Here is a 20,291-nt window from a genome sequence, read left to right as displayed (position 1 = left end):
ACGGCGAAGGAAATTGGCACGAGCGAAGGGCCGGGGGAGCCGGTCCCGCGAGAGAAGGAGACCCGACATGCCGAAGAACACCACCCGCCCCGCACGCACGAGCACCGCAGCAGGAAACGCCCAGACCCCCGCCATCGTCACCCACACCACGGTCATCATCACCGGACCCCAGAACGCGACCATCAGCATCACCGCCGCGGGCACCGAGCACGCGCAAATGGTCGTCGCGTTCGGGCACCTCATGATGACCTTCCGCAGCGCCGAAGCAGTCTGCGACGTCATCGCCGGATTCGCCACTGTCCGGTCGGCCCTCGCCGGAGCCGACGGACGCGCCCCGTACCCGCAGCAGCCAGGCGCAGAGTTCGGCGCACCCGCAATCTCGATCCTCTGGCTCGGAGGCCCCGAACACACGGTGATCCCCGGCGCCCGCTACATCCCCGAGCAACGCCGCACCGTGCACTGGGTGGACCTGCACATGGGGCCGATCACCTGGCGCGTCACCGACCGCGTCGGCTACGACACCCTCATGGACGAGTTCCGCCGCGTCCACCGCGCCGCAGTCGGCGTCTTCCTCGACGGAGGCCGCTACCGCCGCGATCCGTCCAAGATCCTCGACTCGTTCGATGACTGACCGCAATAACACACCTCGGCCCCGCACCCGCGGGGCCGAACGTGTTCATCCACAGGCCCCGGCCCCGCTCCACAGACCACCGAAATTCCGGTTCGCGTCGCACGACTCGCTGCGCTCCCCGTGCGACGCTGAGAAGCAAGCAGCCACCCGCTTCAGGCCAGAAAAGGGAAGCCACCGCCGATGATCACCTGGACCGTCACCACCCGCCCCGAGAACAGTCCCGAACTGCTCACCGCCAGCGGAGCCGACACCACCCTCGACGACGCCAAGAGAGCCGCCGCAGACGCCGTCCGCTACGCCCTCCTCGACGCCGCCGAGCACACCTCACCCGACAACGGCTGCGCACCGTCCTACCTCGTCACCCTCGACGGCACCTGCGCCCTCATCGTCGGACTCGGCCGCTGCCGACCCGCCAACTACAACGGCGTCCTCGACAGCCTCGAACGCTTCGACGGCACCGCACCACCACACCTGCTCTACATGTGAGCCGACCACGACCCCCAGGAAGGAACCACCCACGTGCCCGCACAAGCATGGGTCACCCTCATCGTCGGCATCCTCGCCACCATCGGCGTCACCGCCACCCTGCGTCAACGCACCAGCAGCGAGAACCGAGCTCAGGCCTGGCAGCGCATCAGCTGGTGCCTTGAGCTCACCACCAGTGACGACGACGCCGCCGCCGAACTCGGCTGGACGATGTACAGCACCGTCAGCAAATCCAAACTCATCACCCCCACCGAACGCGACGTCATCCGCACCGTCAGCGAACACGCCATGCGCCGAGCACTGGCGCAAGACCCCGACACCGAGGACACTGAACCTCAGACCGACACCACGGAGGACCCGCGATGACCACCACCGAACGCCGAACCACCCGGCGACCACGCCCACGCGTGGCAGCAGCGGCCGCCCGCGCCTACGTCGAAACCGCCGAATACGACAACGTCGACGTCCCCGACTGGATCCGCGACGTCGCCGCCGGCAAAGACACCAAACCCCCCAAAAGCTGACCAACACACGAACCCGACAAGGCCCGCCCCCACCAGGGAGCGGGCCTTGTCGTATCGCGGACGCCGAGCAGAGATGCCGTCGAGCGCACGGAAGGGCGACACCCCGCGCGGGCGGCCACCGACCCGAACTGCGCTTCCGTCCTGCAGAAACCCGCCAGCACGAGATCCAGAGACGGCGAAATGCTGCAGGCGCGACCGCAACACGTTGCAGCGCAACAGAACCTGTCGGTACCCCACGGCACAATCGGCGACTATGCGAATCCGAACCATCGACGGCCCACCACTGCCCGCCGAGATCGCAGAGCGTGCCGCGCGCGCGATCGCCCTCCGCGTGCTCCTCGACCGGAAGATCACTGATCGATCAACCCACCCACCACGAGCATCCGACGCTCCACAAGCCGCCACAGCATGATCAGACAGCCCACGTAGCTACTGATCCCGCTGTCGCCCACCCAGCGGACAGACACACTCATCACGTCTCTTGAAACACCTATTGTCGTGATAGGGCAACGGATCTCGATCCTTCGACACGTTTCCATTCCGTACAGCAGTGATGAAGTGTTGACCCGCCTCTAACTGATTTTCGAGGGGACCGGAGATCCGGAACTCATAGCCGGGGAAGTGATCCATCAGTCGCTGGAACATCGCCATGCCGAGCCCACCCAAATAGGAACCAGGCGGCTTATCCGCCTCAGTGAGGTTATCGAGTTGAAGCGTCTCGACGACCCGATCGTCATGGAATACACCGAAAGTGAAGCGCCCCACCTTGTGGGGAGGGTCTACGCGAAAGCACTCGATCTCGCCCTCCAAGGACATGCCGATCGTCCCATACACGTCGATGCGGTATCGATACTCCGGTTCGTCGTACATCCCGCGAGTATCGCCGAAAACAAGGCCCCGCACAGGGCATTTCACTACTTGTCGGTTCTACAACCAACCGGACGCCGGACACCACCACAACGGCCTGACCGTCTACCGAAAATGCCGAACATCCGGCCTCTGCCTACCGATGCTGAGCAGGCGATTCCCTACCCAGTCGATTGGAACTTTGGCAAACTCCGTCTACAGTGAACTTAGGCAACGTGGACACCAGTTCACGACAAGGGCGACCACCCCGGTGCGCGAACACCGAGATAGCCGCCCTGCCCCAGGGCCTCCTCTTGTCAGCGCCGCCGCGAGAAGCTAGCAGCCAACTGGAGTCCTAGAACCAACAGCTCGATCACCAGAACAACGGTGGTCGAGCTGTTGCAGTATGTGGCGAGCAACAAAGCTCCCCGCATTCCTACAGCGACACGCAAAAACGCATCCCCAGCTCTATCGGCCCGCGAAGGCCCCGGTCTTTCGGGTGGATCGGCATCAGAAGCCATCGCCGCCCCCTTCCTACCTCGCAACCGACAGGCAATCTGTCGGAAGCCAGCCGCCCCTATCGAGACGACCAGAACAGGAAGACACGACACGTCGCGTCCTGAGGCATAGGGGGCGAGAACAACCTCGCCGATCCATCTCTATTCAGTTGGATTCCCGATGAACCCGACTCCGTGGCGCAGCAGATCTTCGTACGGAGGCGAAACCATCACACGAGTGATCTTACTGGCATTTGCGACAGCTACCGTATGCCCTCCAGCGCGCCGTACCGGAGGCTGACTCACACCGCCCAGGCAACGAAACATCGCGAATTGGCGCTGCCGCAACACCGAGCGTGTCCGGTCTCCGTCGCTCCCGCACAATCACTTCGCGAGCTCCACGGCCGGGAGGTGGTCACCCGCCGGCGTCGATGAGCGATCGGGTGTTCCGCCTTCGGCGGTGCCGGCCACCCTGCGGGCGTCCCCCGAACCGAGCTCCGCTGCGCTCCGCACCGCGAAAGACATCGATTTCTTGTCGCACATCTGGCTCCCGGCGATACTGCATCACCCGTGCCCGCCGACTCAACCCCTCGCTCCGCTGCGCTACGGCCGAAGGCTCCGAACACTTTTCGTCCCGTAGTCGCTGCGCTCCCACGAAAACTGTCCGAGACGCAGGGTTGCCCCGTCGTCCCCGTGCGCTGCTGTCTCTCCTCACGCCAGATGACGGCGACAAGAAATTGGCAGAGCAGGCCGGGGGACCGGTCACGAGGGGAGAGGCACCAGTCATGGCCACACGAACCAACACCAGCGCGGCGGACAAGGCCGAAGCACGCCGCGAGCTGGCGGCATCACTGCACACCTCGATCACCGACAAGGTAGCCGAGCTGACCAGCTCCGACACCTGGCGCGCGTACCTCGACCACGTGGCCTCGTTCCACTCCTACAGCTTCAACAACGTCCTGTTGATCCTCGCCCAGAAGCCCGAGGCCACTCAGGTTGCCGGATTCCGTGCCTGGCAGCAACGCGGGCGGCAGGTCCGCAAAGGTCAGAAGGCGATCCGGATCTACGGCTACAGCTCCCGCACCGTCACCGTCACCGTCACCGAGACCGACCCCGACACCGGCGACGAAGAGACCCGCAAGGTGCCCACGTTCCCGATTCTGTCGGTGTTCGACCACTCCCAAACCGACCCGATCGAGGGACACCCCCAGCCCGAGGAAATCGCCCAGCTGCTCACCGGCGCCGATCCGGACGCGATCTACGACCGCGTGGCAGCGATCATGACCGGCCGAGGCTGGACCGTCACCCGCGAGGCGATCACCAGCAGCGCGAACGGCTACACCACCACCGACGGCTCCCACCGGATCGTCGTCGACGCAGCCCTCGAACCCGCAGCGGCCGCAAAAACGATGATCCACGAGGCAGCGCACGCGATCATGCACGCACCCGACCTCATCGGCCCCGAAGCCCGAAAGGACCTGCACCGCGGCCGGATGGAAGTCGAAGCCGAATCCGTCGCCTACGTGCTGGCCGGGATGCTCGGACTCGACACCAGCGCCTACAGCGTCGGCTACATCGCCGGATGGGCAGCAGGAGACCTCGAGCAGGTCACCGCCACCGCGAAAGCAGTACTGACCGCCGTCCACGAGCTGGCCGACGCCCTCGACGAGACCGCCGACTCCGAGTCGAACAAGGGTGAGGACACCGGGACCGGGGAAGCCGCATAGGTGCACCGGGAGGGTTCGCCGGCCGAGAGTTCCGGCCGGCGGATCAGGCCACCTGCGGTGTCCACCGAATCGAGCTCCGCTGCGCTCCGCACCGTGGAAGAGCAAGACGTTTTTTCACTGCGGTTCTGGCTACCGGCGAGCATTCATCACCCGTGACCGCCGCCTCAACCCCTCGCTCCGCTGCGCTACGGCCAAGGCTCCGAACACTTTTCGTCCCGCAGTCGCTGCGCTCCCACGAAAACTGTCCGAGACGAGGGGTTGCCCCGTCGTCCCCGTGCGCTGACTTCTCTCCTCACGCCAGAAACGGCGAAAAAACGTGGCAGGGCAAAGGGCCAGGCCACCAGTTGAGAAGGGAAGTACGCGACATGCACGACACCATCACAGGACCGAGGACGGCGGGACTGCGTACCGCAGTCATGGCCGCGATCGCCGGAGTCCCGGCGCAGGTCAAGACCCACGCACTCGCGCAGGTCACCGCCTACACCGAGCAGGTCAACCGGGCCGCAACAGATGCGAACTCGACCACCGTCGACGCGCACCTCGAGCGGGCCGCGTTCTGGGCGTGCACCGCACGCGAACACGGAGCCAGTGAGGCCGAGATCCACGCCGCACGGCTCGAAGGCCACCACCAGGCAGCCACCGCTCAGCATTAACCCCGAGGCCCGTACAGGCCCGGACAACAAGAAAACACCGGACAGTCCTTACCTGCCCGGTGTCTCCAACCGAAGAATCTACCAGGGAGAGACACCACCATGACCGCGAGCGTCGAAACCACCACCGCCGCAACGCAAGCCTCCACGACCGGCACCACGCCGGTCGTGGGGGCGGGCGAATACGTCGTCCGCCTGCACCCCACCGCCCTCGAGGTCGGCCCGAACGTCCGCGACGAGGTCGACACCGAGACGGACGAGTTCCGCGCCGTCGTCGCCTCCATCACCGAACTCGGAGTGCTGATGCCGATCCTCGCGCGCCGCGACGGTGACCGAGTCGTCGTCATCTCCCGGCCAGGTTCGCACCCTCGCCGCGATCGAAGCCGGGGTCGACAGCGTCCGAGTGCTGATCGTGCCGACTGCCAGCAAGGCCAAGGACCGGGAAATCGAACGCCTCACCCAGCAGGTCGTCGCCAACGACCGCAGAATCGGCCTCACCGAAGGTCAGCGCGCGAAGGCCGTGACCGACATGCTCGAACTCGGTCTGTCGGTGCCCAAGATCGCCAAGGCCGTCCAGGTCAAGCGTGAGACCGTCAAAGCGGCAGGGGCAGCGGGCCGCTCGCAGACTGCGATCGGTGCCCTCGACGCGGGGCAGCTGACTCTCGATCAGGCCGCGATCGTGGCCGTGTTCGACGCAGAGGGCGACACTGCCGCCGTCGAGACGCTACTGGGAGTTGCGCGGTACGACTTCCGGTGGACCGCGCAGCGGCTGCTCGAGGACCGTGCCGTGCGCAAGGCCCGCGCCGCAGCGGGCGCACCGTACGCCGAGCAAGGGCTGACCGTCCTCGAGGAAGAACCGGCCTACGGCGGCCCGTACCTGCGTGCAGACGATCTGGTGACCGCCGACGGTGATGCAGTGACCGACGCCGTGATCGAGGCCGCAGCGGGATACTGGGCGGTGTGGCTGTCGAAGGAAGACCAGTTCACCCTCACCGCGACAGGCGCGGTGATCGAGGAGGACAGCATCGACTGGGACACCCAGGATGACCCCGAAGCGACACCCGACGAGGGGTTGCACCACCACAAGGACATCACCGCCGCCGAGGTGTGGGTGCCGGAGTACTTCACCGCCGACCCCGACGCCGCCGGTGTGAAGCCGGGGCCGATCCTTGCGGCCGCGCTGGCCGAACCCGCAGAAAACGTCGATCCCGCCGACGCCGAGGCAGTCGCTCGGGCGGTCGAGCAGAAGCGGCTCGCCGCCGAGGCGGCGGCGAAGGAAGCAGAACGGGCAGCCCGGCGACGGACCAAGGCGCTCAACGTCGCATCGCTCGCAGCGACTGTGGTCCGCAAGGAGTTCGTGACCAAGTTCCTCACTCGCAAGACCCTGCCGAAGGGTGCCGCGAAGTGGATCACCGACACCCTTGTCGACGAGCCGGGACTGCTCACCCAGAACAAGGCGTCGCAGTACCTCGCGGAGCTGCTCGGAGTGAGCGTGGCCGAGCCGACGACCAGCCTCTACGGCGATTGGAAAGAGCGGGCCGCACGTGATGCGCTGGCACCGGTGATCGACAAGGCGAGCGACTCACGCGCGCAGGTGATCGCGCTCGCGCAGATCCTCGCCGCCTACGAAGCGAGGATGAGCGGGACCGGTAAGGACTGGTGGAAGCGAGTCGGAGGCTCCAACCAGGACAACTACCTGGGACTGTTGGCCGAGCAGGGCTGCGAGCTGACTCCGGTAGAGCAGGTCGCAGCCGGGACGATGACACCGGAACAGGCGTACGACGCGCTCAGCGAGGAAAGCGTCACCGACTAGGACCGGCATCGGTGGCGGGTACCTCTACGGTGCCCGCCACCTGGTGGCCTCGTCCCCGGCCCGGTCGAGGGGGCCTGCGGCAGCCCCTCGAGCTCCCCCGCTCGGCGCACCACCATCGGCACCCGCTCACGTCGACGCAGGCGGCTCACCGAAATCAGTGAGCGGCGTTGTACGCCTCTTCGATGTCGGCCGGAATCCGGCCACGTTCGCTGATCTCGTAACCCTGGTCGAACGCCCACTGCCGGATCGCCCGCGTCTGCTCCGGATCACGCTTGACCGATCCGCCGGCCGCTGTCGCGGTCGACGCGGCAGCGGGGGAGGGCTTACGCTTGCGGCCGCCGACCCGCGTCGCATGCCCGACGTAGTAGTCGAGCTTCTTGTGAAACTCGTTGGCGTTCTTCGCTTTCAAGTCGATCGAGTACTCGACACCGTTGATCGCGAATTCGATCGTCTCGCCGGACTCGTCGTCGATGACCGACCCGTCGATATCGTCCACCAATTGGGTTGTCACTCGTTTGGCCACAGCCGGAAAACCTTTCATCGACACATTCGCAACGCGCAACCGCATTCGTCGTCACGAGGATAACCAGCGTCGATATCCGCATTCTTCATCGACACGGTAATTGAGCTGCATTCGATTTCCCGCAGTCGGACCTATGGGCACAGTGAAAGCAATCCCGCCGGGTGCACGGATGGACGTTTGCGGCAGCCGTAGCCGTTGCAGTGCAACAGTATTCGAACGCGTGGGACGCGTCCGCACGTCCCCTTCGGGGCCGCCCCATATGGGTCACCATTTTTGGTCGTACGAGTCGTCCCAGCCTGACATGCCGGGGACCCCGACCAGTAAAACCGCGGTCGCACGCTCCCACAACGCGGTTTGACAGGCCACCCTCGTCACGTCGATCGGGGACGTCTCATCCGAACCTTTGGAAGGTGTCCCTGTCATGAACAGCAACGAATTGCTCAACGATCACCAGATCATCACCGATCTCATCGGCAATGCCGCTCACTGCCCCGCCGAAGATCCGCGCGCGGCCCGGTGGGCCACCGAAGCGCTCGTGCTCGCCAGCGCAGCAGAGCTGCCCATCCTCATCGAGGAGGCCGAAGGAGTGCTCGGACGGATCACACACGACACCACCTGCCGGTGGTGCAACAGACAGCCGGGAGCATCCATCCCGGTCGGGTCCTTCTGGTGCACCCACTGAGCACCAGGCCCTCCAGGGCCCGGTCCCACCACGGGGCCGGGTCCCCTTTTTTTGTCTCCCAGATCGGAGCTGTGCATCCGTGCGGAGTGCACGTGTACCTGCAGCACCACCTCGCCGCCTGCGGCGTCGCCCCATATGGGTCACCAAAGGGGTCGTACGAGGACGCCGAGTCTGACATGCCGGGGACCCCGACCAGTCAACCCACGCTCCGCTCTTCGGGGTTGACAGGCCACCCTCGTCATGCCCGATCGCTACGTCTCATCCGAACCTCGAAAGGAACTCGCCATGCTTCCAGATCGCCTCTCCGCCATCGCATCCGCCGCCCATAACCGCGGCGCGACGATGGCCACCCACAACCTGGGTGGACTGCACGCGGACGTGCACCACGCCACGATATGGGGACAGTGGGTCGCACCCGAGCAGCTCGACACCCGGACCTGGGAATGCCTGCTCGGCAAACACCGCACCGACGAACCGATCCAGCCGCTCGAGCTCTAGCCGGACGGCCCCGCCCACACCGGGCGGGGACACCACCCGTCCCGTCTGGCCAGGCCTCCACGCTCGTCCAGTCATTCACACGAATGACTGTTGCCGGAACCAAGTCGAGCCCGGCGGCGTCCAAGCAGGTATGGACCACGACGAACGAGCCGCCATCCGAGGCGAGGGCCACGACCCCGACCACCCGACCGTTCTTCATGCCCTCGAACAGGTCAAATGCACCCTGCGTCTGTACCGGCACCTCGCCTGGACCTTCACAGCGGCCGACCTCGACGGCCACGCCGTTCCCCGCTGACCGACCTCACCAGCACATTCGACAACTCGAACGGGTGTTCGATACTCTGGCGGTAGCTCCCACCGGCACGGCGAAAGGTCGATCCACATGGCCACCGTCGACGCGATCGAAGACCTCATCGGACTCGATAAAGCCGCCCAGCTCGACGTCCTCCGCCGCCGGATGGCCACCGTCCCCGGCGGCCGCCGAGACCACGCGCCTGCCGATCTGCCCGCTATCGCCGCGCACGAACGGGTTCAACCCATCGATCGGGTCACGCCGGTCGTCGACGACGATCCGGAACCGCTCACCGGCGCTGTACGCGGCAAAACCCTTCGCACCATGCCCGTACCCCCGCCGCTCGCCGCTCTGCTCCCACGCCGAGCCCTGGCCCGCGGAACCGCCATCACCGTCACCGGCGCCGGATCGATACTCATCGCCCTCATCGCCGAAGCATCCGCCGCCGGCCACCACGTCGCCCTCATCGGCCAACCCCGCCTGAGCCTGCTCGCCGTCCACGAACACGGCGGCAACCTCGCCAAAGTGCATCTCGTAGATCCAGGATCGACCGACCCTCTCGACGCCGCCTCGATCTGTCTCGACGGGGTAGATTTGGTCGTGACCACCGTGCACGGCCGCGACGTACCACCCACGCGCGCAAAGGCTCTGCTCGCCAGGAATCGTCGGCACGGCAGCATTCTGGCCATCACGGATGGCCGCATGCCCGGTATTGATCTCACGATCGCATCGACCGTCACCGGCTACGGCGGCATAGAGCAGGGGAGGGGCCGCATCAAGACGATCACCCTCGAGACCACTGTCCATGGACGCGGAACCCAGCAACGCACCGGCCGATACACCCTCACCGCTCCGAGCTTCGGCGAGACGGGCCTGCGCTGGACACCCTCACCCGCCGACGAACTCGCCGTCCATCGACCGCTCGCGGCCGCCCAATGACCACCGACGACAACGCCGGCATCTTCGACGCGTGGCCCACCACCTTCGAGCCACCCACCCGCCGCATCGTGGACCCGCCGATGTCGGTGAACGTCAATGTGGCACTCGCGATCGGGCGATCCGGAGGCGGACGATTCCGCGACACCACCGCGTTGAAAGTCCGTGCCGAGGGCCTCGCGATGGACACCATCGTCGAGGGAACCTTGTTCGCGTGGGCCCGGACCAGCGTCGGGGATTGGCTTGCAAGCGTGACGTTTTCGATACCCACGGGCAACAAGATGGGACGACTCGACCTCGACCGGCAATGGGCCCTGCCGACGCGGTCACACCCATCACATGACCGACACCACCACCCCGTTGGCCGTCCGAACCGACCTCGAGCATCGACAATCAACACACACCACCACAGGAGACACCGTGAACATCGGCGACCGCTACCACCTCGCACCCGGCGCACCCGGCATCGTCGTCATTCGCGAAATCCAAGACGGAGGCCTCGTCCTCGTCGAAAACGAAACACCAGGCCCCGGCGTCTACCCCTACCTCGTCAAACCCGACACCCTCGTACCCGCCACCACCGGACCGCTCTAACCACGACGCCGACGGAGTCGCCGCAGGTTCGCAGCATGAAGCCTCGCCGCCCGCTCCTCCGAATCGACCCGCAACGGATACCTACACTGAGAACAGAAGTTGTCCAGCGGCAACGGAATCGGGCGACTGCACCTGGGACAGTCATCGAAATGCGACCGATTCGTCAGCGCCGCGACAGTGGAGTCTGTTTCCATGAACCGCGACCCTGCCACAGGCCACCGACACCAACCGAACCCGCCGCAAGCCGCCACCGACGCACAGTCCGATACGGTGACCAGCGCCAGTAAGCTGCCGCGCAACGGGGCGCGCCTTGCGGGTCCTTGAACGGCCGAAAAGGAGCGTAGACCGGTGGCAGGCTTCATCAAGAATGCGCGCGACGCCGAACACGCTGCCGCACGGTCAATGAAGTCGCTCGGATTCACCGACGCCACGGTCACACCCATCGGCCCCGACGCCGGAATCGACGTCACCTCCCGCGCCGCCCTCGCCCAGGTCAAGTGGAAAGGCGGTGCCGCCGGCCGCCCAGACCTGCAACGCCTATACGGAGCATCCGCAGGCCAACACCACAAAACCATGCTGTTCTACTCCGCCTCCGGATACAGCAAATCAGCCGTCGAATACGCAGACCAATTCAAGATCGCACTCTTCGACTACGACCCCCACGGCACAGCCGAACCCCAAAACTCAGTCGCCGCGAACCTCGTGTCCAAGCCGCCCCAGACCGAACCCGCCGAACAATCCAAACCCGCAACGCCACCCTTCCGCCCCAAATCCGCACGGGCGCGAAACATCACTGGAGAGCCGCGCCTCTGGACGTCCCCAGCAAGCGCACTCATCACCCCGAAACCGAAAGACGAACGCCCATCCACCCAGAATGGCAGCCATCCGCAGCGAATCACCGGACCGAAGAAGCCAGCGGAGAGCTGGCGCGATGAGGTCAAAATGCGGAACGCTGAACCACCAGGACCCATCGCGAGCCTGGTCTTGGGTGCCGCAACGATTGTGCTCTGCCTGAGTCTCGCCGTGCTTGCAGGATGGCTATCGTTTGAGCTCTACAGCAGCACATTCCCCACGGCAGTGAAAATCATCCTTGGAACAGTCCTGGCACTGGGCGGCCTGACCTCGTTCGCGATCGCGTGCGTAGGAGTCCGCGAAATCCGCACCCCGGCGACGCCATCGGCCTGACCACGACAAACTGCAACACCAGCGCTACCGCGACACCGAGCGGCGTCACCCTCCGTCGCTCCCGCACAATCACGTTCACAGCCGTACCCCACTACCGCGCCGCCGTAGAGCACCAGCTCCGGCGGCGTTCTGCGTACACAGGCAGGCCCCGGCGGGCCACACGCACCCCTACGGGCCGAACCGAACCGAACTCCGCTGCGCTCCGCACTCAAAAGAGCGAAAAGAATCAAATTTCTTTCGACGTAGGTGGCTTCTCCGAGTATCCATCACCCGTGCCCGCCGGCTCAACCCCTCGCTCCGCTGCGCTACGGCCAAGGCTCCGAACACTTTTCATCCCGTAGTCGCTGCGCTCCCACGAAAACTGTCCGAGACGAGGGGTTGCCCCGTCGTTCCCGTGCGCTGGTTTCTCTCCCCAGCCACCACGGCGAAAGAAATTGGCAGGGCGAAGGTCCGGCCACCAGTCGAGAGGAACAGGTCACCATGCGAGCACAGCACCCCACCACCGCCGACGAAATCGACATCATCGTCCACCGCAACGGCAGCCGCAAAGTCCGGAGCACCGTCAAACGCGCCAGCGCACGCCGCGACCGCCGCACCGCGCGACGCGAACTCCGCCACTGAAAACCGATCCACCCCAACCCAACCCGAACGCACCCCCGAAAGGCTTTCGCTATGACCCAACACCGCCTGTCCCTCGCCACCGCCGCCGACACCCTCGCCGCCATCCCCGCCCTGCTCGGCCACACCCCCGAAAACTCCGTCGTCGCCATCACCCTGGCCGACAACGGCAACGGCTCACACCTGGTTGCAACCACCGCCCGCATCGACGCCGAGCAGGCCGAAGCCGGAGCGGATAACGTCGTGACCCCACTGTCCCGGCACACCGTCGCCGGGCGACCGGTCACCGCCGCCATCCTCGCCGCCATCGCAGACACCACCCACGCAGGCGCAGCCCTGATCGGACTCGACGCCATCCGCGACGCCTTCACCGCACGCGGAATCCGCACCATCCGCGCCCTGCACACCTACAGCCTCACCGCAGGAACCACCTTCACCGACCTCGACCGCTTCACCGACGGCACCATCCCCGACCCCGCCACCACCGAACTCGCGGCCGCCCGCACCGCAGCCGGGGGCGTCATCGCCACGTCACGCGCCGACATCGAGGCCCGCTTCGCACCCACCGCCAAGATCCCCGAATCCCTCGCACTCGCCGCCGCTGCCACGATGGGCGCCGACTTTCTGCCCGTCACCTTCGACGAGCTCGCCGCCGTCATCCACGCCCGCGAGATCCCCAGCGCTGACCTCACCGCCCGCGTCGGCCTCGCCCTGGCCACCGGCCACGCCGAAGTCCGAGACGCCTTCATGGCCATGCACATTCACGGCGACGCCGACGCAGCAGACGCATTCACCCGCATCGCGGCCCCGCTACGCGGCACCGCCCGAGCCAACGCCCTCACCATCGTCGCCTACTTCCTGTACTGCACCGGCGACGGCGCAGCCGCGTGCGCGGCCCTCGAGGCCGCCGAACGCACCGCCCACCGCGCCGACCTCACCCTCCCGAGACTGGCCGGTCTACTGTCCGCCGCACTCGCAGCCGGAATGGAACCGGCGCAGGTCCAAGGAATCGGCAGGGTCATCACCCCCGACTACGTGGCCGACCACATCGGCGCAGTGCAGAGCTACACCTGACACCGCCGCCGAGCGTGGCCACCGGTTCGAGGTGGCCACGCCCGGCAGTCAGGGCGCGGGCGCAGGGCCGATGCATCGGGCATCGAGCCCTCACATCGACAGACGCCCACCAGCGTCGACACCGACGTGGGCCGGGCGGCCGGCAGCAAATCGGGGAGAGGTGAAGAGCGAGACAGCGCTCAGAGGGTCGTCGGATCGGCCGGCCACGCCATATCGACGTCGGCGGTGGTGGGACGGGTGTCTTCGACCCGAACACCGGCGACGATCGCATCGAGCGCCAGATCCGACGGCGGCAGGGACGCGTTCACCACAGCTTTGGACAAGGCATGTTCGATCCGCGAGCGCTCCATACCCCAGAACCCTACCGACCAGCACGAACACCAGCCACCAGGCACGAGCTTTGCGCCGCCACACACAAAGGGGAGATTCTTTTCGGTCCGTCTGGCTGCGCAACGAGAATGCGTCACCCGCCGCTCTTCCGGATCAACCCCTGGCTCCGCTCACGCTTCGGCCACAGGGCCCAGCACGACTGTTCGCCCGACCCGCACTCGCTGCGCTCCCCGGCGAACACTCGCACCGGCCAGGCATTGACCGTCGACACCGTGCACCGCCGTCTCTTTTTCGCGCCACCCGGAAGCGAAAAGAACGCAGGGTAAGGCAGGCCCAATCAGAGGCATTCGTAGCTGTTCCGGAATGCCTCAAATGGATGCATCAGGGATTGCTCAGAGAACGATAAGGCGAAGTGCAGCAACATAATTGAAATTTAGGTGGAGGAGTAAAGGTCTGGATCTATTGCCGTTATTGACGTAGAATAGAAGCCAACAGCAGTAATTCCCGTAAGGAGAAAACTATGCCGATCACCGTGTACACGAAACCGAATTGCAGCCAATGCGACGCAACGAAACAACGACTCGACAAGCACGGCCTCGACTGCCGGACTGCCGGACAGTCGACATCAGAGAAGACGACACCGCCCGCCACTTCGTCACCTGCGAACTCGGCTACCTCCAGGCACCCGTGGTCGTCGTCGACGAGGACACCCACTGGTCAGGGTTCCGGATCGACGCCCTGGACAAGCTCGCCGCCGCCTGAGACCCGCAAACCCACAAATACAGAAGAGGCCCCGCCATGCGACTCGTGCCCGCCTACACCCCTGACCCTGACTACATCGACCGCCAGATCGACGCCGAGCTCACCGCAGAACACCCCACATCACGTCAGCCCAGCCTGGCCGAGACCGAGTGCAGTGACATCGACAAAGCTGCATCCTGACCACTGACGCAATGCACCACAGCCGGTAGCAACGTTCCACCGGTACGACGTCCGACCCGACCTGACACGAACACGAGGCCCACGATGAACGCACTACGCGCAGTCCCCACACCCGGCGACGCCGCAGCGCAGGCACGCGCGGACCTCGCACCCGTCGAGGACCTCGACACGTCGGTCGAACCCGGCTACGACCCGGCCACCGACCCCGAAGCAATGCTCCTGTGCGCCCTGATGGACGTGCGCAACCAGTCCACCGACGGAGCCGACATCGAACGGATCACCAGCACACTCACCGCAGCGGACTTCGAAGATCCAGCACACGCACGCATGTTCGGCCACATCGTCGACCTCATCGCCGCCGGTCAACCCCACGACTTCGCTTCCGTCACCGGCGCACTCATCCGATCCGGAGCAGACGGAGCCAAAGACGCGCCACTACGCAAACGCCTCATGGGCATCGTCACCGCCGGCGCACACTCCGTCGCCGCCGTCCACTACGCCGACAACGTCCTGTCCCAGTCCTACCGACGCAGCTTCCACATCGCCGGCCAACGACTGACCCAGGCCGCCGAAGAAGCACCCGAAGTAGACCTGTTCGACTACATGGTCGAACTCGGCACCGCGCAACGCGCAGCGTTCAACCGACTCAACACCTTTCGGCAACCCTCCACATCCTGACCATCGGGCGAGCTGATCCGTGTACGCGGACGACCGGCGGGTGGCACTACGGTGCTCTGCGGGCCACAACCGAAAGACGAGGACAGTGACAACGACAGGTGAGCACGCCGAACAGACGCCACACGTAGCGTCAGACGGCATGAACGAGCCCACCACGCCAGCCGCTACTCTCGGCGCAGGCCTGCCCGCGCACGTTCGAGACCAGATCGCCGCAGTCGTCGACGCGTCCGGCGATCTCGAGCACGTCCCGACCGGCAGCGGTGCGCTGACCGTGCAGGTGTGCTCGGCATCGGAAACCTCGTACGACGCGGCGACGTGGAGCACCCTGGGCACCTACCGCGCCGCTGACGCCGCAACTCTGGCCGAACGACTGCTCGACGCTCTCGGGGACAGTGCGAACATCGGAACCGACCTCGGCGTCCTCATCGTTACCCACACCCACACCGACACCCTGGAGGCACCGGCCATGACCGCACCCACCGCACACGGAGCTGACGGAACCCCTGCGCCGGCCGCGCCGCTGCTCACCCTCGACATCGCCAAAGCCGACGTGCTCGACGACGACTTCGAGTGGCCCGAACCCGGTACCCCGCAAGCACTGTGGACGCCGCACTGGTTGCTGCAGGCCGCGATCAACTCCGGTGCCGTCACCTACGACCGGCGACTGTGGGGCGAGCTCGCCCTGTCGGCCGAGTTCACCGCCCCGAACCGGCACGAGCTCCACTTCGTGATCACCTACGAAATCGACGGCGCACCGAACATCGTCGACGGCGACACCACCGACTACCCGAGCGACTTCAACGAACTCTCCGACGACGAACAGAACGCCGTCCCGTCGACGCTGGTCCCGAACCCGGAGACCGCAGCGTCATGGCTGACGTACCTCGTCGACGCCTTCAACGCCGTGCACGCGAGCACCGACAAGCTCGTTCGCGGCTGGCCCCAGCACTAGACCCCCGCCGGAACAGCTGAAACCCCCGACCACAGTGTGTGGCCGGGGGTTTCAGCTGTTTATCGCGATCGCGATGGTGTGGCTGTCAGTCCTCGCGGATCCTCCGCAAGACCTGCGCGAGAGCGAGCGCGGTGATCGGATCGTCGACGGTGGGGGCGGCTGCGACGACCACCTCGAGGTCGCCCGAATCTTGCACCGCGTCGAGCAGATCGAGTGATGCGTCGACGGCGAAGTTCGGGCCCGAGAGCTCGTTGATGATCGCCAGCAGCTCGACGAACCGCGGCCCGGCCTCCGGGCGGACGGTGCTGTGCAGTATCTCGAACGCGGCCACCGCTTCCGGTGAGCGCAGTTCGGCGAGGATGTCGAGCTCCACGGCGTCGAGGTCGGACAGGGCGGGGGAGTCGGGTGTGCTCATGGTGTGGGTCCTTCGGTCGGTGCGTCGCCGGTGGCCGGAGACGTGGGAGGGACGAGAAACAGTCGGGATGCCGCGGCTTCGGTGGTCCCGAGATGGCTGGCGACGGTGGCCACGGAGTCGGTGGCCACCATCTCGGTGACTAGATCCCGATGGATCAGCGCGGCGAGGCGGTGCTGATGGGACAGGTAGGCGAGCAGCTCGGCGGTGAGCAGTGTGGCACCGATCGGTCCGCCGTACTGCTGCGCCCAGTCCTCGCCGTCGCGTTCGGGTGCGTACAGCAGCGAGTCCGGCGCGCAGAGAACCTTGTCGAGGGTCTCCGCAGTGATCCCGCACGCCTGCAGGCGCTCGATCACCCCGGGGATCTCGTCGGCCGTCCGGTGCCCGACGAGGCTCAGATACCACCCGACGTCGATCACGCCACTGCGCCCGATTCGTCGTCGAACGACCGGCGGGTATGGCTTTCGAGTACGTGGAGCTCGGCAGTGAGGCCGACCGCGCATTCGGCGTCCGCCACCGGGTCGAGGGCAGCGATGTTCGCCCGCAGTTGCGTGATCCGGGTGTAGCGGGCGACCGCTGCGGCATCGGTTTCGTCGACCTCCACCGGGTGTTCGACGACGAGACGCCGTTGCCCGGGCACCGTCTTCACGGTCGCCTCGCTGTGGCCGCCGCTGCGCATCGTGATCTCGCGGGCGAGAGCGCCGGCGAAGATGTGCGCCGAGTGGGCGAGGAAGTCGCCGGCCACCGTGGTCGAGTCCGGCAACGGATCGGGCCGAGTCGAGTGCACGCTGACGTCGATAAGGTCGGCCGGGTCGACGCCGGGAAGCGGCTCGATCGGTGTGGCGGTCCAGACCCCGATTGCGGTGGTGACGTAGCCCGGTGGCGGCAGTTCCGCCGACCGGACACCCGGCGCGTAGGCCGACATCGACGCCAGAGCGCACGCTATCTCGCCGGGTGTCCCGATTAGACAGAGCGAGTCGTCGACGGTGTGGATGAACGTCGAGGCGACGGTATCGACCTGTCGGAGGTCCGCGACGGTTTCTGCTTGGCTCACCGCGAACCGGGCCGCAGTGGAGGGGGAGTGGAAGTGTCCGCGGGTGTGTACGAACCCGGGGTCGCCGTGTTGGTCGAGGGTCGAGATCTCGATCAGCGTACGAGTCGAGGGCGCGGCCGAGTGGGACTCTGTGGCCGGCGGGAGCGAGTGGGGATCTGTGGTGTCCATGATGGATGCCTTCGATTGGGGCGAGACAGGTCAGAGCGGAATGGGGTTCGGGCCCCACGATGTCCAGGCCGAGAGAGCCAGGGTGGCGGCGGCGCACAGAAGACCGATCAGGACCAGGTTTCGACTGATGCGGTCGTCCAACGGTCCACAGACGGTTGTGTGCCTGAGCGTGAGGCCGAGCCGGGCACCAGCGATTGCCGTCGTGAGGAAGGACGTCAGCGCCAGTGCCACGGTCAGCCAGTACAGAACGGCCATCGGTCAGCTCGCGTTCGCGTAGCTCTCCGACGAGTTGCGGTCAGCGTCCGTGCCGCCCGAGTCGGGAGCATCGTTCTCGTTCTTCGCCGGCGTCGATGACGGTTGCAGTCGCGGCGGCCGCAGCGACGTCTTGGCGGACGCTGCGGTGTTGGACTTCTTACCGCCCGCAGCGGAGGTGGGGACTTTGAGTCCGGCCTTGCGGAGTTCGGCGGCGGACCAACCACCGTCTATCGCAGCTTTGATGGCGGCGAGCTCTGTCGCGGCCGCAGCCCGTTCGGCAGCTTGTGCTTCGGCGACCTTCGTCGCGGCGAGGGTGCGTTCGTTCTGCGCGGCGACGATGGCATCGATGAGACCGAGCCGGGCATCGAGAGCGGCCTGAGCGGCGGCGCGAACGGTCGTGGGATCGAGAGCAGTGCTGGACATGTGCGGACCTTTCGGAGACGGCGTGCAGCGCACACGCAAACCGATGCGTGGCGCTGTTATGAACGCGGTCTCGGACGGCCCGCACGGCTGCCCGATATCCACCAGCAACGCTATCGGATCGGTGGCAGATCCGCATACGCACTCACGCGGGCTCTGGCCCGTCAGTGCCGGGATCGGCGTCGTCGGTCCATGGCCATCCGGGGAAGCGATCACGGGTGTCCGGCGCAATGCGTGGGGGAGTGCTGCCGGCCGCGCCTTCGAAGTTGACACGTCTTGTGAACGTGAAATCGACTGTCGAGAAGTCGACCGGGCCGTCGAAACGGGCGCGGGCGAAGGTGATCATGTCGTTGCCGAAGTCGACCTCGTCGAACAGCGTTGAGCTCGCTTCCGAGAAGTGCGCACCGGCAAACGAGGCCGACGCGAGGAACCTGGCACCGTAGAAGGTGGCTGATTCCTCGAACTGTGTCCCGTCAAACGTGCAGGGCACGAGCATGCCCACGTCTTTGAAGATGGCGGTTCTCAGATGTGCCGCTGAGAAACTGGCACGCCCCGTCTTCAGCCCGTGTGTGTAGAACCGAGCGTTTGTGAAGTGGACTCGTCGAAGCTCCGATGCGCTGAACGTTGTTTGTCCGATGAACTGTGCGTTCGATAGATCGAGGTCGTCGAATGTGCAGCTGGAGAAGTCGGCATCGACCAATTTGGCACCGGTGAGGTCGAATCTGCGGTCGGACCACGGCCCGTCGACGAACTCTGCGTATGAGCCAGGAGTGGGCAGTGCCGCCGCTCGGGGTCTCGTTCGTTCGGCGATGATCCGGACAGCGGTGCGCCGTACCTCGTGTTCGGCCTTAGAACCGGCTTGAACGTCCTCGACGAAGATCGGTTCGTTGTATTCGTCGACGTATTCTTTCATCGGGATGGTGGGTGTGCGTAGGTATGCGCAGATGACGTCGATGCACGTCTGTTGCTCGCCGGGTTCGCCGCTTGCGCGCCAGTCATCCGCGAGGGCTGCGATGGCGTAGAGACCGGCGAGGCGTACAGCGAATGAGCTCGAGCCAAGTTGCTCGGTTGCGGCGGTGTAGCGCTCTCGAAGTGCGCGTACGGAGTCGTGACCGAATTGCTGTTGTCCCAACGCGAGTGCGTTCAGTGCTGTCCGTTCTGCGCTTTCGGTGGTGCGTTGGCGTCGGTAGGCGATGAAGGCTGCGCCGCCGAGCCCGACGATGCCGACGAGCGTGACCGTGGTTCGTGCGGAGTCGAAGAGTTGTTGGCCGGCCAGACCGGTGAGGAAGAAGTTCCCGAACGGACCTTGCTGCTGCCAGGCGAACAGGTAGAAGAAGATTGCGCCGACAAGCGTGGACGCGCCGATCCCCAACAGGGTCAACGACAGCAACGGTTCCGATGGCTCGGGTTGTTCGGGATGCTTGCGTAGAGCCACCGGTTGTCTCCTGTCGCCCGTTCCCGGGGTGTGGGTCGAAGGTGTGCGTGCGATGGGGACGGGCTGTGT

28 protein-coding genes and 1 pseudogene are annotated in these 20,291 nt (G+C 65.8%); 19 read left to right on the top strand and 10 right to left on the bottom strand.

All coding sequences use genetic code 11. From position 1 onward, the window contains the following. Positions 1-67 precede the first annotated feature (67 nt). The 4 genes from RHODMAR_RS26460 to RHODMAR_RS28545 all read left to right on the top strand — a co-directional run bounded on the left by RHODMAR_RS26460 (position 68) and on the right by RHODMAR_RS28545 (position 1,641). Positions 68-631 (top strand): hypothetical protein, encoded by a 564-nt coding sequence (locus tag RHODMAR_RS26460; protein ID WP_008720913.1) that lies wholly within the window; start codon positions 68-70, stop codon positions 629-631. 180 nt (positions 632-811) lie between these two features. Next, positions 812-1,117: a hypothetical protein gene (locus RHODMAR_RS26455; RefSeq protein WP_008720912.1), complete on the top strand. Its 306-nt coding sequence runs from the start codon at positions 812-814 to the stop codon at positions 1,115-1,117. A gap of 33 nt (positions 1,118-1,150) precedes the next feature. Next, positions 1,151-1,483, top strand: coding sequence for a hypothetical protein (locus tag RHODMAR_RS26450; RefSeq protein ID WP_008720911.1), 333 nt, complete (start codon positions 1,151-1,153; stop codon positions 1,481-1,483). After that, a complete protein-coding gene (locus tag RHODMAR_RS28545; protein ID WP_157226255.1) occupies positions 1,480-1,641 on the top strand; it encodes a hypothetical protein in 162 nt (53 codons plus the stop codon). Before RHODMAR_RS26450 ends, RHODMAR_RS28545 begins: the two co-directional genes overlap by 4 nt. 429 nt (positions 1,642-2,070) lie before the next feature. Here the strand turns inward: RHODMAR_RS28545 and RHODMAR_RS26445 are convergent, their stop codons facing one another. Then, positions 2,071-2,511 carry a hypothetical protein gene (locus RHODMAR_RS26445; protein ID WP_008720910.1) on the bottom strand — a complete coding sequence of 147 codons (441 nt, stop codon included), beginning with the start codon at positions 2,509-2,511 and terminating at the stop codon, positions 2,071-2,073. 857 nt (positions 2,512-3,368) lie between these two features. Further along, positions 3,369-3,527, bottom strand: a complete 159-nt coding sequence (locus RHODMAR_RS28540) for a hypothetical protein (RefSeq protein WP_157226254.1) — start codon at positions 3,525-3,527, stop codon at positions 3,369-3,371. Positions 3,528-3,769: 242 nt separating this feature from the next. Between RHODMAR_RS28540 and RHODMAR_RS26440 the strand changes: the two genes are divergently transcribed. The 3 genes from RHODMAR_RS26440 (at position 3,770) to RHODMAR_RS26430 (ending at position 7,174) form a co-directional block, all read left to right on the top strand. After that, on the top strand, positions 3,770-4,711 hold the full coding sequence (locus RHODMAR_RS26440) for an ArdC-like ssDNA-binding domain-containing protein (protein ID WP_008720909.1): 942 nt from the start codon (positions 3,770-3,772) through the stop codon (positions 4,709-4,711). A gap of 365 nt (positions 4,712-5,076) precedes the next feature. Then, positions 5,077-5,364 (top strand): hypothetical protein, encoded by a 288-nt coding sequence (locus tag RHODMAR_RS26435; protein ID WP_008720908.1) that lies wholly within the window; start codon positions 5,077-5,079, stop codon positions 5,362-5,364. A gap of 325 nt (positions 5,365-5,689) precedes the next feature. After that, the gene (locus RHODMAR_RS26430; RefSeq protein WP_008720907.1) at positions 5,690-7,174 is read left to right on the top strand and encodes a hypothetical protein; all 1,485 of its coding nucleotides are present in this window, start codon (positions 5,690-5,692) and stop codon (positions 7,172-7,174) included. 154 nt (positions 7,175-7,328) lie between these two features. Here RHODMAR_RS26430 and RHODMAR_RS26425 read toward each other — a convergent pair whose 3' ends face one another. Continuing rightward, a complete protein-coding gene (locus RHODMAR_RS26425) occupies positions 7,329-7,697 on the bottom strand; it encodes a histone-like nucleoid-structuring protein Lsr2 (RefSeq protein ID WP_042940532.1) in 369 nt (122 codons plus the stop codon). 421 nt (positions 7,698-8,118) lie between these two features. On the opposite strand from RHODMAR_RS26425, the gene RHODMAR_RS26420 reads away from it, so the two are divergent. The 8 genes from RHODMAR_RS26420 (at position 8,119) to RHODMAR_RS26395 (ending at position 13,576) form a co-directional block, all read left to right on the top strand. Then, complete coding sequence (locus RHODMAR_RS26420) at positions 8,119-8,379, top strand: hypothetical protein (protein ID WP_008720905.1); 261 nt, start codon at positions 8,119-8,121, stop codon at positions 8,377-8,379. A gap of 285 nt (positions 8,380-8,664) precedes the next feature. Then, positions 8,665-8,877, top strand: coding sequence for a hypothetical protein (locus tag RHODMAR_RS26415; protein ID WP_008720904.1), 213 nt, complete (start codon positions 8,665-8,667; stop codon positions 8,875-8,877). 130 nt (positions 8,878-9,007) lie between these two features. Continuing rightward, positions 9,008-9,172, top strand: a complete 165-nt coding sequence (locus RHODMAR_RS28535) for a hypothetical protein (protein ID WP_157226253.1) — start codon at positions 9,008-9,010, stop codon at positions 9,170-9,172. Between the two features lie 87 nt (positions 9,173-9,259). After that, on the top strand, positions 9,260-10,108 hold the full coding sequence (locus RHODMAR_RS26410; protein ID WP_008720903.1) for a hypothetical protein: 849 nt from the start codon (positions 9,260-9,262) through the stop codon (positions 10,106-10,108). Between the two features lie 336 nt (positions 10,109-10,444). Then, a complete protein-coding gene (locus RHODMAR_RS28530; RefSeq protein ID WP_008720902.1) occupies positions 10,445-10,699 on the top strand; it encodes a hypothetical protein in 255 nt (84 codons plus the stop codon). 348 nt (positions 10,700-11,047) lie between these two features. Continuing rightward, positions 11,048-11,884: a restriction endonuclease gene (locus tag RHODMAR_RS27285; RefSeq protein ID WP_008720901.1), complete on the top strand. Its 837-nt coding sequence runs from the start codon at positions 11,048-11,050 to the stop codon at positions 11,882-11,884. A gap of 480 nt (positions 11,885-12,364) precedes the next feature. Beyond that, positions 12,365-12,505, top strand: a complete 141-nt coding sequence (locus tag RHODMAR_RS28525; RefSeq protein ID WP_157226252.1) for a hypothetical protein — start codon at positions 12,365-12,367, stop codon at positions 12,503-12,505. A 51-nt stretch (positions 12,506-12,556) separates the two neighbouring features. Further along, positions 12,557-13,576 (top strand): DUF4192 domain-containing protein, encoded by a 1,020-nt coding sequence (locus RHODMAR_RS26395; protein WP_008720900.1) that lies wholly within the window; start codon positions 12,557-12,559, stop codon positions 13,574-13,576. A 179-nt stretch (positions 13,577-13,755) separates the two neighbouring features. Here the strand turns inward: RHODMAR_RS26395 and RHODMAR_RS28520 are convergent, their stop codons facing one another. Continuing rightward, the gene (locus RHODMAR_RS28520) at positions 13,756-13,926 is read right to left on the bottom strand and encodes a hypothetical protein (RefSeq protein ID WP_157226251.1); all 171 of its coding nucleotides are present in this window, start codon (positions 13,924-13,926) and stop codon (positions 13,756-13,758) included. A gap of 500 nt (positions 13,927-14,426) precedes the next feature. Here RHODMAR_RS28520 and RHODMAR_RS26390 point away from each other — a divergent pair. The 4 genes and pseudogenes from RHODMAR_RS26390 to RHODMAR_RS26380 all read left to right on the top strand — a co-directional run bounded on the left by RHODMAR_RS26390 (position 14,427) and on the right by RHODMAR_RS26380 (position 16,478). After that, positions 14,427-14,668, top strand: a pseudogene (locus tag RHODMAR_RS26390) (glutaredoxin domain-containing protein). 36 nt (positions 14,669-14,704) lie between these two features. After that, a complete protein-coding gene (locus RHODMAR_RS28515; RefSeq protein WP_157226250.1) occupies positions 14,705-14,848 on the top strand; it encodes a hypothetical protein in 144 nt (47 codons plus the stop codon). Between the two features lie 84 nt (positions 14,849-14,932). Then, entirely contained in the window at positions 14,933-15,526 is a 594-nt protein-coding gene (locus tag RHODMAR_RS26385) for a DnaB-like helicase N-terminal domain-containing protein (RefSeq protein ID WP_008720898.1), read from the top strand. 139 nt (positions 15,527-15,665) lie between these two features. Next, complete coding sequence (locus RHODMAR_RS26380; protein WP_008720897.1) at positions 15,666-16,478, top strand: hypothetical protein; 813 nt, start codon at positions 15,666-15,668, stop codon at positions 16,476-16,478. Between the two features lie 85 nt (positions 16,479-16,563). Here RHODMAR_RS26380 and RHODMAR_RS26375 read toward each other — a convergent pair whose 3' ends face one another. The 6 genes from RHODMAR_RS26375 to RHODMAR_RS26350 all read right to left on the bottom strand — a co-directional run bounded on the left by RHODMAR_RS26375 (position 16,564) and on the right by RHODMAR_RS26350 (position 20,222). Further along, the gene (locus RHODMAR_RS26375; protein WP_008720896.1) at positions 16,564-16,893 is read right to left on the bottom strand and encodes a hypothetical protein; all 330 of its coding nucleotides are present in this window, start codon (positions 16,891-16,893) and stop codon (positions 16,564-16,566) included. Then, positions 16,890-17,309, bottom strand: a complete 420-nt coding sequence (locus RHODMAR_RS26370; protein ID WP_008720895.1) for a hypothetical protein — start codon at positions 17,307-17,309, stop codon at positions 16,890-16,892. The genes RHODMAR_RS26375 and RHODMAR_RS26370 overlap by 4 nt, the downstream gene beginning before the upstream one ends. Then, positions 17,306-18,112 (bottom strand): hypothetical protein, encoded by an 807-nt coding sequence (locus RHODMAR_RS26365; RefSeq protein ID WP_008720894.1) that lies wholly within the window; start codon positions 18,110-18,112, stop codon positions 17,306-17,308. Before RHODMAR_RS26365 ends, RHODMAR_RS26370 begins: the two co-directional genes overlap by 4 nt. Before the next feature lie 30 nt (positions 18,113-18,142). Beyond that, positions 18,143-18,367, bottom strand: coding sequence for a hypothetical protein (locus RHODMAR_RS26360; protein WP_042940494.1), 225 nt, complete (start codon positions 18,365-18,367; stop codon positions 18,143-18,145). A 3-nt stretch (positions 18,368-18,370) separates the two neighbouring features. Next, positions 18,371-18,790: a hypothetical protein gene (locus RHODMAR_RS26355; protein ID WP_008720893.1), complete on the bottom strand. Its 420-nt coding sequence runs from the start codon at positions 18,788-18,790 to the stop codon at positions 18,371-18,373. 142 nt (positions 18,791-18,932) lie between these two features. Next, positions 18,933-20,222, bottom strand: coding sequence for a pentapeptide repeat-containing protein (locus RHODMAR_RS26350; protein WP_008720892.1), 1,290 nt, complete (start codon positions 20,220-20,222; stop codon positions 18,933-18,935). Positions 20,223-20,291: the final 69 nt, after the last annotated feature.

The organism is Rhodococcus sp. AW25M09, assembly GCF_000333955.1.
Lineage (GTDB): Bacteria > Actinomycetota > Actinomycetes > Mycobacteriales > Mycobacteriaceae > Rhodococcoides.
Note: the sequence above shows the minus strand (reverse complement) of the source record. Positions and strands in the feature narration are given on the sequence as shown.

What these genes read in the sequence shown, in the direction of transcription:
- RHODMAR_RS26460 (WP_008720913.1), top strand. Translation starts at nt 68, where the DNA reads ATGCCGAAGAACACCACCCGCCCCGCACGCACGAGCACCGCAGCAGGA.
- RHODMAR_RS26455 (WP_008720912.1), top strand. Translation starts at nt 812, where the DNA reads ATGATCACCTGGACCGTCACCACCCGCCCCGAGAACAGTCCCGAACTG.
- RHODMAR_RS28545 (WP_157226255.1), top strand. Translation starts at nt 1,480, where the DNA reads ATGACCACCACCGAACGCCGAACCACCCGGCGACCACGCCCACGCGTG.
- RHODMAR_RS26445 (WP_008720910.1), bottom strand. Translation starts at nt 2,511, where the DNA reads ATGTACGACGAACCGGAGTATCGATACCGCATCGACGTGTATGGGACG.
- RHODMAR_RS28540 (WP_157226254.1), bottom strand. Translation starts at nt 3,527, where the DNA reads ATGTGCGACAAGAAATCGATGTCTTTCGCGGTGCGGAGCGCAGCGGAG.
- RHODMAR_RS26440 (WP_008720909.1), top strand. Translation starts at nt 3,770, where the DNA reads ATGGCCACACGAACCAACACCAGCGCGGCGGACAAGGCCGAAGCACGC.
- RHODMAR_RS26435 (WP_008720908.1), top strand. Translation starts at nt 5,077, where the DNA reads ATGCACGACACCATCACAGGACCGAGGACGGCGGGACTGCGTACCGCA.
- RHODMAR_RS26420 (WP_008720905.1), top strand. Translation starts at nt 8,119, where the DNA reads ATGAACAGCAACGAATTGCTCAACGATCACCAGATCATCACCGATCTC.
- RHODMAR_RS26415 (WP_008720904.1), top strand. Translation starts at nt 8,665, where the DNA reads ATGCTTCCAGATCGCCTCTCCGCCATCGCATCCGCCGCCCATAACCGC.
- RHODMAR_RS28535 (WP_157226253.1), top strand. Translation starts at nt 9,008, where the DNA reads ATGGACCACGACGAACGAGCCGCCATCCGAGGCGAGGGCCACGACCCC.
- RHODMAR_RS26410 (WP_008720903.1), top strand. Translation starts at nt 9,260, where the DNA reads ATGGCCACCGTCGACGCGATCGAAGACCTCATCGGACTCGATAAAGCC.
- RHODMAR_RS28530 (WP_008720902.1), top strand. Translation starts at nt 10,445, where the DNA reads ATGACCGACACCACCACCCCGTTGGCCGTCCGAACCGACCTCGAGCAT.
- RHODMAR_RS28525 (WP_157226252.1), top strand. Translation starts at nt 12,365, where the DNA reads ATGCGAGCACAGCACCCCACCACCGCCGACGAAATCGACATCATCGTC.
- RHODMAR_RS26395 (WP_008720900.1), top strand. Translation starts at nt 12,557, where the DNA reads ATGACCCAACACCGCCTGTCCCTCGCCACCGCCGCCGACACCCTCGCC.
- RHODMAR_RS28520 (WP_157226251.1), bottom strand. Translation starts at nt 13,926, where the DNA reads ATGGAGCGCTCGCGGATCGAACATGCCTTGTCCAAAGCTGTGGTGAAC.
- RHODMAR_RS28515 (WP_157226250.1), top strand. Translation starts at nt 14,705, where the DNA reads ATGCGACTCGTGCCCGCCTACACCCCTGACCCTGACTACATCGACCGC.
- RHODMAR_RS26385 (WP_008720898.1), top strand. Translation starts at nt 14,933, where the DNA reads ATGAACGCACTACGCGCAGTCCCCACACCCGGCGACGCCGCAGCGCAG.
- RHODMAR_RS26380 (WP_008720897.1), top strand. Translation starts at nt 15,666, where the DNA reads ATGAACGAGCCCACCACGCCAGCCGCTACTCTCGGCGCAGGCCTGCCC.
- RHODMAR_RS26375 (WP_008720896.1), bottom strand. Translation starts at nt 16,893, where the DNA reads ATGAGCACACCCGACTCCCCCGCCCTGTCCGACCTCGACGCCGTGGAG.
- RHODMAR_RS26365 (WP_008720894.1), bottom strand. Translation starts at nt 18,112, where the DNA reads ATGGACACCACAGATCCCCACTCGCTCCCGCCGGCCACAGAGTCCCAC.
- RHODMAR_RS26360 (WP_042940494.1), bottom strand. Translation starts at nt 18,367, where the DNA reads ATGGCCGTTCTGTACTGGCTGACCGTGGCACTGGCGCTGACGTCCTTC.
- RHODMAR_RS26355 (WP_008720893.1), bottom strand. Translation starts at nt 18,790, where the DNA reads ATGTCCAGCACTGCTCTCGATCCCACGACCGTTCGCGCCGCCGCTCAG.